Genomic DNA, 14151 nt, shown 5'->3' on the forward strand with positions numbered 1-14151 from the left:
CAGTGTTTTGAGCAGCCTGCGGGTAGCTTCCTGGTTTGCTCTTTGATTTTCATTGAGTATTACTTTAAATGAAAGAGGTGGAGAAAATGTAGGCAAATCTAGGTAAGTCTTTTAGAAACAGTCATACTACATATGGAAAGAGAGAAAACAATGTTTAAAAGAACTTACAAACGCAATATTCCACTCCTGGCAGGTCTGGAATTTACATCTTATTTTGGAATTACCAGTTTTTGGATTTTATTTTTCATTCAGAATGGTCTTTCTTTGCTTCAAATCGGTCTATTAGAGAGTATCTTTCATGGGACAAGTCTCTTATGTGAAATCCCATCTGGTATGTTGGCCGATCGATTTAGCTACAAGACTAATCTCTATTTGGCTCGCTTGGCCAGTATTGTATCCTCTATCTTGATTTTGTTTGGTCAGGGGAATTTTTGGATCTATGCTCTTGCCATGATGGTCAGTGCTTGGTCCTATAATTTTGACTCGGGAACCAGCACCGCTTTCTTATATGATTCTGCGGTTGAAGCGGGTCAAAAGGACCGATATCTTCAGATTTCGAGCTTTTTGTCTGGTGTGGCAGAAGTTACCCGAACCCTAGGTACAGTTGTCGCAGGCTTCTTTATTCACGGAGCATTGGCTTGGACTTATCTAATTGCTATTGGATTATCTTTTCTTTCTATCATTTTGATTTATTTGATGAAAGAACCAATGGCTAAGAGAGAAAAAAATGAAGCCTTAACCTTTAAAACGATTGTCCTGCAAGTTCGAAAAGAATGGCATGAAAAGCCAGTACTCTTTTATTGGATGATGACTTATCAGCTAGTCGGAACACTCATGTGCATGTTTTACTTTTACTATCAGCAGAAAATAAGTGACTTAGCAGGATGGCAGGTTTCACTGGTCATGCTGATTGGTAGTGGCTTAAATCTTATAGCAGTTTATGTAGCTAGTCAAATCGGAAAAAAATGGAATAGCAATCGAGTTTTTCCGACTCTTGTTGCACTAACGGGCTTGGCCCTACTATTGGTGTTTTTTGGAACTCCCTTTGCTTTTCTTCTCGTATATCTTTTAACCGATATACTCTATGCAGTTTATCAACCAATCTATTTTAATGACTTACAAGGCTATTTACCGTCCAGTGTAAGAGCAACTATGCTTAGTATCAATTCTATGCTCTTTAGTTTATCTATGATTGTCATTTTCCCATTGACAGGTTGGTTGATTGATTATTGGGGTCTTGAAGCTGTCTTTTTAGTTCTAGGCCTTATCTTACTATTAACCTATCCTATCTTAAGAATTGGTCTAAAAAGGATGGGCAAGCTATTAAATCAGGACTTAAAAACTGAATAAAGCACGAAACCCTATTTGCCCAAAGAAAGATCCTGTGGTACAATAGCAAGAAGAAAAGGAGAAGAGCATGATTGATGTAGAAGAAATTCTAAGCAAGATGAATCCCAATCAAAAGATCAACTATGACCGTGTCATGCAAAAGATGGTTCAAGTTTGGGAAAAAAATGAAGAAAGACCAACTATTCTTATGCATGTCTGTTGTGCTCCTTGTAGCACTTACACTCTAGAGTACTTGACCAAGTATGCGGATGTGACCATTTATTTTGCAAATTCAAATATTCATCCAAAAGCTGAGTATCATAAGCGTGCCTATGTGACTAAAAAGTTTGTCAGTGATTTCAATGAGCGAACTGGCAATAAGGTCCAATACCTAGAAGCTCCTTATGAACCCAATGAATACCGTAAACTGGTTCGAGGTTTGGAAGAAGAACCTGAAGGTGGCGATCGTTGCAAGGTTTGTTTTGATTATCGTTTGGACAAGACAGCGCAAGTGGCTAAGGACTTAGGATTTGACTACTTTGGCTCAGCTCTGACAATTAGTCCTCATAAAAATTCACAAACCATTAATAGTATTGGGATTGATGTACAGAAAATCTACACCACTCATTATCTTCCAAGTGATTTTAAGAAAAATCAAGGTTACAAGCGTTCTGTAGAAATGTGTGAAGAATATGATATCTATCGTCAATGTTATTGTGGTTGTGTCTATGCTGCTCAAGCCCAGAATATCGACTTGGTGCAGATCAAGAAGGATGCAACAGCCTTTATGGTTGATAAGGATATCGAGAAAGATTATTCCCACATCAAATTTACTGTTACGAAGTTAGATATTTAGACGAAAACCTGCCTCAAGGCAGGTTTTTTGCTTATAAAAAACGAGGTCAGGATTTTGTTCCTGACCTCTGACAACTTTACCGATTCTTTAGTTCTACGTAGCGTTTGTACCAAATGTTGACATAGGCTTCTGAGAAGGGGCCTCGTTCGTTGTTGATCCAATCAACAAGAATCTTAACATGTTCTTTCAAAATATAGTCTAAATCATCAGGATAATTCATCTTACGCTTATGGCGCTCATACTCTTCGACGTCCAAGAGGCGTTTCTCGCCATCTGTAAAAACTTTAACATCCAAATCATAGTCAATGTATTTTAAAGCTTCTTCGTCTAGATAGTATGGGCTAGCCATGTTGCAGTAGTAGGAAATCCCATTATCACGGATCATGGCAATGATATTAAACCAATATTTTTTGTGAAAGTAAACAATAGCCGGCTCTCGAGTCACCCAACGACGACCGTCACTTTCGGTAACAAGTGTGTGGTCGTTGACGCCGATAATAGCGTTCTCTGTTGTTTTTAGTACCATGGTGTCTCGCCAAGTACGGTGAAGACTCCCATCATGCTTATAACTTTGAATTGTAATAAAGTCGCCTTCTTTTGGAAGTTTCATAACTAACCAACTTTCTACAATTTATAAGTTTATCGTTTACTATTGTATCACATTTTTGTTTAAAGTTCTTAGTTTTTTTATGAAAAAATTAAAGATATTCTCTGAGAGCGCTGGCTATATCCGAAAAATCGTAGCCTTTTCTTGCTAAAACTTGGGTCAAACGCTGCTTGAGTTCGTATCCTTCATACTTACGCGAATATTTCCGATATTGCTTATCCAACTCTTTAAAAATAAGTTCCTGAACAGTTTCTTCTTCGACATGGCTATCTAGTTGGTCAAAGGCTGTTTTGGATTCTGAGTAGGAAAACCCTCTGCTGGTCAGATTTTGGATAATCTTGTCCTGTAAGGCGCGGGCTGGCAATTTTCCCTGATATTTTTTTAGTAGTTTTTCAGCTGTGCGCTCTGCGACTTCCGTCATATCAAATTCTTGTAAGACTTCTTGGATGATAGACTTAGCAACCCCTTTTTGAGAAATCTTCTGCATCAGCATATAGCTTCCCTTATCTCCTGAAAGCTGATTGGAATTGATGATAGCTTGTGCATATTGGCGGTCATTGATCCAGTTGTCGTCCTTTAGAGACTGAATGACTTGGGGAATGATTTTCTCATCAATCTCATGTTTAACTAAATAGTCTCTGACCTCTTTTTCGGTACGAGCTTTAAAGGATAAGTGATAGAGTGCCAGATTTTTTCCGTAGGAAAATTGTGCAAAGGTCTGAATTTCTGCAAACTCTTGAGGACTAATTTCCTTATCCTTGGTCAACATAAAGCGAACAATGGTATCCTCTGTAATATAGCAGGTTTGGTCGCTATCAAGTTCTAACAGATAGAGTCTTTTTTTCTTTTCTAGTTTTGTGATTTTCATGGTTTTCCTTTTATCCAAACGCTTCAAAGGCAGCAACGAGTCGAAGTTTGTTGCTATCAACCAGCTCTCTCCCGTAATAGTCGAGAAATAGTTCAGCGTATTTGGGATCTTTTAAGTTGTAATTGAGGGACCAAATTGCCCAAAAGAGATCGATATGCCGATCACTGAAATCAGCCAAACCAAGATCAATAAAGCAAGAGAAATGGCTAGCATCTTTGAGAATAAAGTTTGGTAGACAGGCATCCCCGTGAATAAAGGCATCTGTTTCTAAAAGGTGCCCTTGTTCTTGGATGAGTTGGAAGGCCTCTTCGCGACTGTTAATCTGGAATTGGGGTAGGAGCGCCTTGGCATAGAACTCCCCTTTTTCATAGTTTTTAAAGGCTCTGTCTTTATAGGATTTTAAATGATTTTCTGATGGAAAATTTTGTGGGTTTAAGCTGTGAAGCTTTTTAAGAGCCTCTGCCATTGTTCGGCAGATTTTTTCTGGCTGCTCTAAAAAAGCGAGAGCATTACGACCAATAGCCTCTTTCGTCAGGAGGTAGTCTTTATCTGTAGATAGATAGTGGATGACTGGAGTTCCTATTCCCTCTTGTTCAAACCAACTTGCAATGCTAGCTTCTCGCTCTAATCTTCCCTTTTGATCTATTTTCAAATAGTAACCTGAATCAAGATAGAGAACCCTTGCGCCTGAATGAGAAGAGCTGTCAGAAAGAGTTGCTCCCTCTATATAAGTTCGTAATTGCTCAGGAAAATCCAATGGGGAAAAATGAGATATCTTTGTATTCATGGTTTTATTGTAACATATTCTTAAACATTGAGAAACTACGTGGTATAATAGACTTATGAGTCTTAAAGTCAAACAAAAAATTCCATTAAAAATCAAGCGTATGGGGATTAACGGAGAGGGAATCGGTTTTTACCAGAAAACCCTTGTTTTTGTTCCAGGTGCCCTCAAGGGTGAAGATATCTATTGTCAGGTGACTTCTGTCAAACGTAACTACGTTGAGGCCAAACTGCTTGAGGTCCATAAAAAATCTAAGTTTCGAGTGGTACCAGACTGTACTATTTATAATGAATGTGGTGGTTGTCAAATCATGCACCTGCATTATGATAAGCAACTAGAGTTCAAAACGGACCTTCTCCATCAAGCTCTGAAAAAATTTGCGCCTGCAGGCTACGAAAACTATGAGATCAGACCAACTATTGGTATGCAAAAACCAAAGTATTATCGGGCTAAACTGCAATTTCAAACTCGGAAATTTAAAGGTCAGGTCAAGGCAGGATTATATGCTCAAAATTCACATTATCTGGTTGAATTAAAAGACTGCCTGGTTCAAGACAAGGAGACGCAAGCTATTGCTAATCGCATTGCTGAACTCTTGACCTATCATCAAATTCCGATTACGGATGAACGGAAAATCCTTGGGGTTCGGACCATCATGGTTCGTCGAGCACGGAAAACTGGGCAAGTTCAGATTATCATTGTAACCAATCGTCAATTGAATCTGATTCAATTTGTGAAAGACCTAGTCAAGGATTATCCTGAAGTAGTGACTGTCGCAGTCAATACCAATACTGCTAAAACTAGTGAGATTTATGGGGATAAGACAGAGATTATTTGGGGGCAGGATAGTATAGGCGAGGGTGTATTAGACTATGAGTTTTCTCTTTCACCTCGAGCTTTTTACCAGCTCAATCCTGAACAGACTGAGATCCTCTATAGTGAAGCTGTGAAGGCCTTGGACGTAAATGAGAATGACCATCTGATTGATGCTTATTGTGGTGTTGGCACCATTGGTTTTGCCTTTGCTAAAAAAGTCAAAAGTTTGAGAGGGATGGATATTATTCCAGAAGCTATTGAGGATGCCAAAGAAAATGCCAAGCGTATGGGATATACTAATACTCACTATGAGGTTGGGACTGCTGAAGAAATTATCCCACGTTGGTACAAGGAAGGCTATCGCGCCGATGCTTTGATTGTGGATCCGCCACGTACAGGTTTAGATGACAAGCTCTTGGATACTATTGTCAAATATGCTCCTGAAAAGATGGTCTATGTATCTTGCAATGTATCAACCTTGGCGCGTGATTTAGTCCGTTTGGTAGAGGTCTATGACCTGCACTATATCCAGTCCGTTGATATGTTTCCACACACGGCTAGAACAGAAGCAGTGGTCAAATTGACGAGACGAAAGCCAGCTTCTAAATAGAAATGGCAGCTAGAAAAGTTTTTGAACAGAGGACTTCTAGTTACAGAGTAAGATTTGCAAGCTCCTTATAATTATGATAAAATAAAGAAAATAAAATGAAAAAAGAGGTATGTGAAATGTCACGTAAACCATTTATCGCTGGTAACTGGAAAATGAACAAAAATCCAGAAGAAGCAAAAGCATTTGTTGAGGCTGTAGCATCAAAACTTCCTTCATCTGACCTTGTTGAAGCAGGTATCGCAGCTCCTGCAGTTGATTTGACCGCTGTTCTTGCTGCTGCTAAAGGTTCAAACCTTAAAGTTGCTGCACAAAACTGCTACTTTAAAAATTCAGGTGCTTTCACTGGTGAAACTAGCCCAGAAGTTTTGAAACAAATCGGTACTGACTATGTTGTTATCGGTCACTCAGAACGTCGTGACTACTTCCATGAAACAAACGAAGATATCAACAAGAAAGCAAAAGCAATCTTTGAAAATGGTATGCTTCCAATCATCTGTTGTGGTGAAAGCCTTGAAACTTACGAAGCTGGTAAAGCAGCTGAGTTCGTAGGTGCTCAAGTATCTGCAGCTTTGGCTGGATTGACTGCTGAACAAGTATCTTCAACAGTAATTGCCTACGAACCAATCTGGGCAATCGGTACTGGTAAATCTGCTTCACAAGACGATGCACAAAAAATGTGTAAAGTTGTTCGTGATGTCGTAGCTGCTGACTTCGGTCAAGAAGTAGCTGACAAAGTACGTGTCCAATACGGTGGTTCAGTTAAACCTGAAAACGTTGCTTCATACATGGCTTGTCCAGATGTTGATGGTGCCCTTGTTGGTGGTGCTTCACTTGATCCAGAAAGCTTCTTGGCATTGCTTGACTTTACAAAATAAATTATTATAAACTGAGACAGACAGTCCTTTCGTTCATCGAATAGGATTGCCTGTCTTATTTTTAGCAGAGAAGCGCGTGTTTACGCGCTCTTTTCTAGTTTAAAAACTTATTAAAGAAAGGAGAATTATGCTTTATATTTGGTCTTATCTCAAACGCTATCCCAAGTGGTTAGTGTTAGACTTCCTTGGGGCGATTTTCTTTGTCATTGTCAATCTAGGTTTACCAACTATTTTGGCTCGTATGATTGACCAGGGAATCAACCAAGGTGACCAGGATAAACTCTATTTTTGGGCCGTAATCATGTTGGTTATTATCGTCTTGGGAACATTTGGACGGGTTGTTCTGGCTTATGCTGCTAGTAAATTGACCACGAATATGGTCAAGGACATGCGGGATGATGTCTATACTAAGCTACAAGAGTATTCTCATCACGAATATGAACAGATTGGTGTATCTTCACTAGTCACTCGTATTACCAGTGATGCCTTTGTCCTCATGCAGTTTGCGGAACAAACGCTTAAGTTGGGTGTTATCACTCCCATGATGATGCTCTCTAGTGTTCTCATGATTTTCTTGACTAGTCCTTCACTAGCTTGGATTGTGGCTTTTTCCGTTCCTTTTCTAGCTGTAGTAGTCCTTTATGTGGCAGTGAAAACGCGCCCCTTATCTGAAAAACAACAGAAAACACTGGACAAGATAAACCAATATGTCCGTGAAAATTTGATGGGCTTGCGTGTTATTCGTGCTTTTGCTCGTGAAGACTTTCAAGAAAAACGTTTCGAAGAGAAAAATGCAATCTATGCGGATAACTCAAATTGTTTGTTCAAATTGACGGGTTTAACAGAGCCGCTTTTTGTGCAAATTATTATCGCTATGATTGTGGCTATCGTTTGGTTTGCTCTTGATCCTCTCAAACAGGGAAGTTTGCAGATTGGGGATTTGGTGGCCTTTATCGAGTATAGTTTTCATGCTCTCTTGTCCTTCCTCTTTTTGTCAAACCTCTTTACCATGTATCCACGTACGGCTGTATCTAGTGAGCGTTTGAAGGAAATCATGGATATGCCGATTTCCATTGATCCAAATGAGGATGGAGTCCAAGAGACAGAAACTCATGGATTTCTAGAATTTGATAATGTGACCTTTGCCTATCCAGGGGAAACAGAAAGCCCTGTTTTGCATAATATTTCCTTTACTGCTAAACCGGGAGAAACCATTGCTTTTATCGGTTCAACTGGATCAGGTAAGTCTACTCTGGTTCAATTGATTCCTCGTTTCTATGATGTTACACTAGGGAAAATCAAGGTCGATGGTGTTGATGTCCGAGATTACCGTCTCAAATCACTCCGTCAGAAAATTGGATTTATTCCACAAAAAGCCTTGCTCTTTACAGGGACTATCGCAGATAATCTCCGTTACGGAAAAGAGGACGCTAGTCATGAGGACTTGCACCAAGCAGCTGATGTAGCCCAAGCCAAAGACTTTATCGAAAGTCGAGAAGAAGGTTTTGCAACTCATCTGGCTGAAGGGGGAAGCAACCTATCAGGTGGTCAGAAACAACGTTTATCGATTGCCCGCGCAGTCATCAAGGGGCCAGATATCTACATCTTTGACGATTCTTTCTCAGCCTTGGACTACCGTACAGATGCAATCCTGCGTCGTCGTCTCAAGGAAGTGACTCAAGATGCTACGGTATTGATTGTTGCGCAACGTGTTGGAACCATTATGGACGCGGAACAGATTATCGTCCTTGATAAGGGTGAAATCGTTGGTCGTGGACGTCATGAAGAATTGATGGAAACTAATGACATCTATCGAGAAATTGCTGAGTCGCAGTTGAAAAATGCGTCTCTGACAGAAGAATAGGAGGTAAAGGATGAAACAACAATCTAGTCTAGCTCGTCTATGGAGCTATTTAACAGCCTACCGTTTCTCTGTTTTCTTTGCAATCTTCTTGAAAATAGTCAGCGTCATAATGAGTGTTATCGAACCATTCATATTGGGGCTTGCTATCACAGAATTAACCAGTAATCTCCTTGCCATGGCAAATGGTGTGGCAGGAGCGGGCATTAATACCTCATATATCGTAGTGATTTTAGTTATCTATCTTTTGCGTGGGCTTCTCTATGAGTTGGGATCATATTATTCAAATTACTTTATGACCAATGCTGTGCAGTCTATGATACAGGATTTGAGAAATGAAATGAGCGAAAAAATCAATCGCATCCCAGTTTCCTACTTTGATAAGCACCAGTTTGGGGATTTGCTGGGGCGTTTTACCAGTGACGTGGAAACTGTTTCGAACGCTCTACAACAATCCTTCTTACAGATTGTTAATGCAGTCTTTACCATTCTTTTTGTTATGGGAATGGTTCTCTATCTAAATCTTCAGTTGGCTATCATTGTTATCTTGTCGATTCCAGTGACTTATTTTGGAGCTAAAACGATTCTAAATCGTTCGCAGCCGTACTTTAAACAGCAGGCAGCTATCTTGGGACGTATGAATGGCTTTGTACAGGAAAACTTAACAGGTTTCAATGTTTTAAAACTTTTCGGACGCGAAGAAAACTCTCAAGAGAGATTTGAAAAGATTACGGATGAATTGCAACAAGTCGGATTTAAGGCGAGCTTTATTTCAGGTTTGATGATGCCTGCCCTTCATATCGTATCGGATTTAACTTACTTAATTGTTGCTGTCTTAGGTGGTTTACAGGTTATTGCAGGACGCTTAACGATCGGTAATATGCAAGCTTTTGTACAATATGTTTGGCAAGTCAGTCAACCAATCCAAAATATCACTCAATTAGCTGGGCAGATGCAAAGTGCCAAGTCTTCGCTTGACCGTGTCTTCGAAGTTTTGGATGAACAGGAAGAAGTTCAAACTGCTGAAGTGAAAGAACTGGCACCATTGACAGGTCAAGTTAGTTTCAAGAATGTCGATTTCCAATATGTGGAAAACAAACCATTGATTCGCAATTTTAACTTAGATGTTGAACCTGGAGAGATGGTAGCTATCGTTGGACCTACTGGAGCCGGTAAAACAACCTTGATCAACCTGCTCATGCGTTTTTATGATGTGACAGCAGGTGCTATTTTAGTGGATGGGCAAGATATTCGTGACCTGTCTCGTCAGGACTATCGTTGCCAGTTTGGGATGGTCCTACAGGATGCCTGGCTCTATGAAGGCAGTATCAAGGAAAATCTTCGCTTTGGAAATCTTGAGGCAACAGATGAAGAAATCGTTGAAGCGGCTAAGGCGGCCAATGTTGACCACTTTATCCGCACCCTTCCTGGTGGCTATAACATGGAAATGAACCAAGAGTCAAGTAATATTTCTCTTGGTCAGAAACAGTTGTTAACTATCGCGCGTGCTCTCTTGGCAGATCCAAAAATCTTAATTTTGGATGAAGCGACTTCATCAGTCGATACGCGTTTAGAGCTCTTGATTCAAAAGGCCATGAAACGCTTGATGAAGGGGAGAACCAGCTTTGTCATTGCCCATCGACTTTCGACTATTCAGGAAGCAGACAAGATTTTGGTGCTGAAAGATGGACAGATTATCGAACAAGGAAATCATGAAAGTCTCTTAGCTGCCAAAGGTTTCTATTATGACTTGTATCAAAGTCAGTTTTCTGGTAAAGGCACTGAAAACAACTAAAAAACATCAATTCAATTTCTTAAATTATCAGTCTATTGCAACTTTTCTAAGATAGTACACTTTCCTTGCTATCGTATGCTGGAAGTAGTATACTGAAATAGTAATCAATAAAGATGGTTACAGAAAATAATTATGAGGTGAGAAAAATGGTAGAATTGAAAAAAGAAGCAGTAAAAGACGTGGCAACATTGACTAAGCCAGCGGCAGAAGCGCTAGTAAATACAAAAGTAGTTTTGAATCAAGCAGTAGCAGACTTGTATGTAGCACATATCGCTCTTCATCAAGTACACTGGTACATGCGTGGACGTGGTTTTATGGTATGGCATCCTAAGATGGATGAATACATGGATAGCCTTGATGGTTATCTAGATGAAATTAGTGAACGCTTGATTACACTAGGTGGCAAACCATACTCTACTTTGACAGAATTCCTTCAACATAGCGACATCGAAGAAGGAGTTGGAGAATTCCGCAACGTAGAAGAAAGTTTGGAACGTGTCCTTGAAATTTATCGTTACCTTATCACTCTTTTCCAAAAAGCATTGGATGTAACAGATGAAGAAGGTGATGATGTAACCAATGATATCTTCGTTGGTGCTAAGGCAGAACTTGAAAAAACTGTCTGGATGCTTGCGGCAGAATTAGGGCAAGCACCTGGTTTGTAAGATACAATATTTTTCTAAAAATCCGTAGAAGTTTTCTACGGATTTTTTCTATTTAGGAGGGCATTCCAAAACAGTCTTTTTTGAAGATTTTTGATAAAATAGAACTATCAATGAAAAGGATGAAAGCATGACAAAGAAAATCGTAGCCATCTGGGCACAAGATGAAAAGGGTGTAATCGGAAAAGAGGATCGCTTACCATGGCATTTGCCAGCAGAGTTAAAACATTTTAAAGAAACAACCTTGAATCATGCTATCTTGATGGGGCGTGTCACCTTTGATGGGATGGGACGACGTTTACTTCCAGGACGTGAAACCTTGATTTTGACGCGCAATCCCGAAGAGTCAATTGAAGGTGCTCTGGTCTTTCAAAATGTTGAGGATGTTTTAGAATGGTATCATCATCAGGATAAAAATCTCTACATCCTCGGTGGCAAGCAGATTTTTCAGCTTTTTGAACCTTACTTAGATGAGATTATTGTGACGCAAATTCATGCTCAAGTCGAGGGGGATACTTATTTTCCAGAGGATTTTGATTTGAATTCCTTTGAGACAGTTGAAAGCAAATCGTATAGCAAAGATGAGAAAAATGCTTTTGATTTTACCATCGAATATAGAAAGAGAAAGGAAGCCTAATGGAGCGTAGTATTTTTGGATTTTTTACAGCTCTTTTGTGTGCTGTCTGTCTTGTAGCTGGGACACACGCTTTTCGTAAAAAGCGCTTTGGACTTGCTACTCTACTTTGGCTCAATGCCTTTACAAACTTGGTAAATAGCATTCATGCTTTTTATATGACCTTATTTTAGAGAGAATGAATAGTTAGAACGGAAGGGAATCATGCCTACAAATAGGAAAAATGATATGATGGTTTATTGCTCATTTTGTGGCAAAAGCCAAGAAGAAGTCAAAAAAATAATTGCTGGGAACAATGCCTTTATCTGTAATGAATGTGTAGAGTTGGCTCAAGAAATTATTCGTGAGGAGTTGGCAGAGGAAGTTTTGGCAGACTTGTCTGAGGTACCAAAACCAATTGAACTCTTAAACATCTTGAACCATTATGTAATTGGTCAAGATCGTGCAAAACGTGCCTTGGCAGTGGCTGTATATAACCACTACAAACGCATCAATTTTCACGATACGAGAGAAGAGTCAGAAGATGTGGATTTGCAAAAATCAAACATTCTAATGATTGGCCCAACTGGTTCGGGGAAGACTTTCCTTGCTCAAACCCTTGCTAGAAGTTTGAATGTACCTTTTGCCATTGCTGATGCAACAGCATTGACGGAAGCTGGTTATGTTGGTGAGGACGTGGAAAATATCCTCCTCAAACTTTTGCAAGCAGCTGACTTTAACATCGAACGTGCAGAACGTGGTATTATCTACGTAGATGAAATCGACAAGATTGCCAAGAAGAGTGAGAACGTGTCTATCACGCGTGATGTATCTGGTGAAGGGGTGCAACAAGCCCTCCTCAAAATTATCGAAGGAACTGTAGCTAGTGTACCACCACAAGGCGGACGCAAACATCCTCAACAAGAAATGATTCAAGTGGACACTAAGAATATCCTCTTTATTGTGGGTGGAGCCTTCGATGGCATCGAAGAGATTGTCAAACAGCGTTTGGGTGAAAAAGTGATTGGTTTTGGACAAAACAACAAGGCCATTGACGAAAATAGTTCTTACATGCAAGAAATCATCGCAGAAGATATTCAGAAATTTGGTATTATTCCTGAGTTGATTGGACGCTTGCCTGTCTTTGCGGCCTTGGAGCAGTTGACAGTAGATGATTTGGTTCGCATTTTGAAAGAGCCAAGAAATGCCTTGGTTAAACAATACCAGACCTTGCTTTCATATGACGATGTTGAGCTTGAATTTGACGACGAAGCTCTACAGGAAATTGCTAACAAAGCTATCGAACGTAAGACTGGTGCTCGTGGTCTTCGCTCCATCATCGAAGAAACTATGCTAGACGTTATGTTTGAAGTTCCAAGTCAAGAGAATGTGAAAACTGTCCGTATCACAAAAGAAGCGGTTGACGGAACGGCTAAGCCAATCCTAGAGACAGCCTAGAGGTGACTATGGAAATCAATACACACAATGCTGAGATTTTGCTGAGTGCAGCCAACAAATCCCACTATCCAGAGGATGAACTTCCTGAGATTGCTCTTGCAGGTCGCTCAAATGTTGGTAAATCGAGCTTTATCAATACCATGCTTAATCGTAAGAATCTGGCTCGTACTTCTGGAAAACCTGGTAAAACTCAGTTGCTGAACTTTTTTAACATTGATGATAAGATGCGTTTTGTAGATGTACCTGGTTACGGTTATGCCCGTGTGTCCAAAAAGGAACGCGAAAAATGGGGACGCATGATTGAGGAGTACTTAACCACTCGAGAAAATCTTCGGGCAGTGGTTAGTCTCGTTGACTTTCGTCATGATCCGTCAGCAGATGATGTGCAGATGTACGAATTTCTTAAGTATTATGAGATTCCTGTCATCATTGTAGCAACAAAAGCAGACAAGATTCCACGTGGGAAATGGAACAAGCACGAATCAGCTATTAAAAAGAAATTAAACTTTGATCCAAGTGATGATTTTATCCTCTTTTCATCCGTAACAAAAGCAGGAATGGATCAAGCTTGGGATGCTATTTTAGAAAAATTGTGAGGAATACATATGGCAAAAACAATTCATACAGATAAAGCTCCAAAGGCAATCGGACCTTATGTTCAAGGAAAAATCGTTGGGAACCTTTTGTTTGCTAGCGGTCAAGTACCTCTATCTCCTGAAACTGGAGAAATCGTAGGAGTGACCATCCAAGAACAGACAGAGCAAGTTTTAAAAAACATTGGCGCTATCTTGGCAGAGGCAGGAACAGATTTTGATCATGTTGTTAAAACGACTTGTTTCTTGAGTGATATAAACGACTTTGTACCTTTTAACGAGGTATACCAAACAGCCTTTAACAAGGAATTTCCAGCTCGTTCAGCTGTGGAAGTGGCTCGTCTTCCTCGCGATGTAAAAGTCGAAATTGAAGTCATCGCAGAGATTGGATAAGCGAGTTGAAGTTTGGTTTTCCAAACTTCTT

At 39.9% G+C, this 14151-nt stretch carries 15 protein-coding genes; 12 read left to right on the plus strand and 3 right to left on the minus strand.

Annotation, left to right across the window (positions count from 1 at the left end):
- Positions 1–150: 150 nt before the first annotated feature.
- Together HMPREF3237_RS06735 and HMPREF3237_RS06740 are read left to right on the plus strand one after the other, a co-directional pair.
- Positions 151–1350 carry an MFS transporter gene (locus HMPREF3237_RS06735; RefSeq protein WP_070889276.1) on the plus strand — a complete coding sequence of 400 codons (1200 nt, stop codon included), beginning with the start codon at positions 151–153 and terminating at the stop codon, positions 1348–1350.
- A gap of 67 nt (positions 1351–1417) precedes the next feature.
- Positions 1418–2185 carry an epoxyqueuosine reductase QueH gene (locus tag HMPREF3237_RS06740; RefSeq protein WP_070889277.1) on the plus strand — a complete coding sequence of 256 codons (768 nt, stop codon included), beginning with the start codon at positions 1418–1420 and terminating at the stop codon, positions 2183–2185.
- A gap of 76 nt (positions 2186–2261) precedes the next feature.
- Here HMPREF3237_RS06740 and HMPREF3237_RS06745 read toward each other — a convergent pair whose 3' ends face one another.
- The 3 genes from HMPREF3237_RS06745 to HMPREF3237_RS06755 all read right to left on the minus strand — a co-directional run bounded on the left by HMPREF3237_RS06745 (position 2262) and on the right by HMPREF3237_RS06755 (position 4447).
- Positions 2262–2795 (minus strand): nucleoside tri-diphosphate phosphatase, encoded by a 534-nt coding sequence (locus HMPREF3237_RS06745; RefSeq protein ID WP_004252157.1) that lies wholly within the window; start codon positions 2793–2795, stop codon positions 2262–2264.
- An 88-nt stretch (positions 2796–2883) separates the two neighbouring features.
- Complete coding sequence (recX, locus tag HMPREF3237_RS06750) at positions 2884–3660, minus strand: recombination regulator RecX (protein ID WP_070889278.1); 777 nt, start codon at positions 3658–3660, stop codon at positions 2884–2886.
- Positions 3661–3670: 10 nt separating this feature from the next.
- Positions 3671–4447, minus strand: a complete 777-nt coding sequence (locus HMPREF3237_RS06755; RefSeq protein WP_070889279.1) for an aminoglycoside 3'-phosphotransferase — start codon at positions 4445–4447, stop codon at positions 3671–3673.
- 55 nt (positions 4448–4502) lie between these two features.
- Here HMPREF3237_RS06755 and rlmD point away from each other — a divergent pair, with 55 nt between their 5' ends.
- From rlmD to HMPREF3237_RS06805, 10 genes are all read left to right on the plus strand, one after another.
- Complete coding sequence (gene rlmD / locus HMPREF3237_RS06760) at positions 4503–5870, plus strand: 23S rRNA (uracil(1939)-C(5))-methyltransferase RlmD (RefSeq protein ID WP_070889280.1); 1368 nt, start codon at positions 4503–4505, stop codon at positions 5868–5870.
- Positions 5871–5986: 116 nt separating this feature from the next.
- Entirely contained in the window at positions 5987–6745 is a 759-nt protein-coding gene (tpiA, locus tag HMPREF3237_RS06765) for a triose-phosphate isomerase (RefSeq protein ID WP_006145149.1), read from the plus strand.
- A gap of 127 nt (positions 6746–6872) precedes the next feature.
- Complete coding sequence (locus HMPREF3237_RS06770; protein ID WP_070889281.1) at positions 6873–8609, plus strand: ABC transporter ATP-binding protein; 1737 nt, start codon at positions 6873–6875, stop codon at positions 8607–8609.
- A gap of 10 nt (positions 8610–8619) precedes the next feature.
- Positions 8620–10401 carry an ABC transporter ATP-binding protein gene (locus tag HMPREF3237_RS06775; RefSeq protein ID WP_006145151.1) on the plus strand — a complete coding sequence of 594 codons (1782 nt, stop codon included), beginning with the start codon at positions 8620–8622 and terminating at the stop codon, positions 10399–10401.
- A 146-nt stretch (positions 10402–10547) separates the two neighbouring features.
- A complete protein-coding gene (locus HMPREF3237_RS06780; protein WP_025168624.1) occupies positions 10548–11066 on the plus strand; it encodes a Dps family protein in 519 nt (172 codons plus the stop codon).
- A 127-nt stretch (positions 11067–11193) separates the two neighbouring features.
- Entirely contained in the window at positions 11194–11700 is a 507-nt protein-coding gene (locus HMPREF3237_RS06785; protein ID WP_070889282.1) for a dihydrofolate reductase, read from the plus strand.
- Complete coding sequence (locus HMPREF3237_RS06790; protein WP_000442255.1) at positions 11700–11870, plus strand: hypothetical protein; 171 nt, start codon at positions 11700–11702, stop codon at positions 11868–11870. The genes HMPREF3237_RS06785 and HMPREF3237_RS06790 overlap by 1 nt, the downstream gene beginning before the upstream one ends.
- 31 nt (positions 11871–11901) lie before the next feature.
- Positions 11902–13134 (plus strand): ATP-dependent Clp protease ATP-binding subunit ClpX, encoded by a 1233-nt coding sequence (clpX, locus tag HMPREF3237_RS06795; protein WP_006145154.1) that lies wholly within the window; start codon positions 11902–11904, stop codon positions 13132–13134.
- Positions 13135–13142: 8 nt separating this feature from the next.
- The gene (gene yihA / locus HMPREF3237_RS06800; RefSeq protein ID WP_006145155.1) at positions 13143–13730 is read left to right on the plus strand and encodes a ribosome biogenesis GTP-binding protein YihA/YsxC; all 588 of its coding nucleotides are present in this window, start codon (positions 13143–13145) and stop codon (positions 13728–13730) included.
- Positions 13731–13739: 9 nt separating this feature from the next.
- Positions 13740–14120 (plus strand): RidA family protein, encoded by a 381-nt coding sequence (locus HMPREF3237_RS06805; protein ID WP_006145156.1) that lies wholly within the window; start codon positions 13740–13742, stop codon positions 14118–14120.
- Positions 14121–14151 lie beyond the last annotated feature (31 nt).

The sequence above is a fragment of the Streptococcus sp. HMSC34B10 genome (assembly GCF_001839505.1).
Lineage (GTDB): Bacteria > Bacillota > Bacilli > Lactobacillales > Streptococcaceae > Streptococcus > Streptococcus peroris.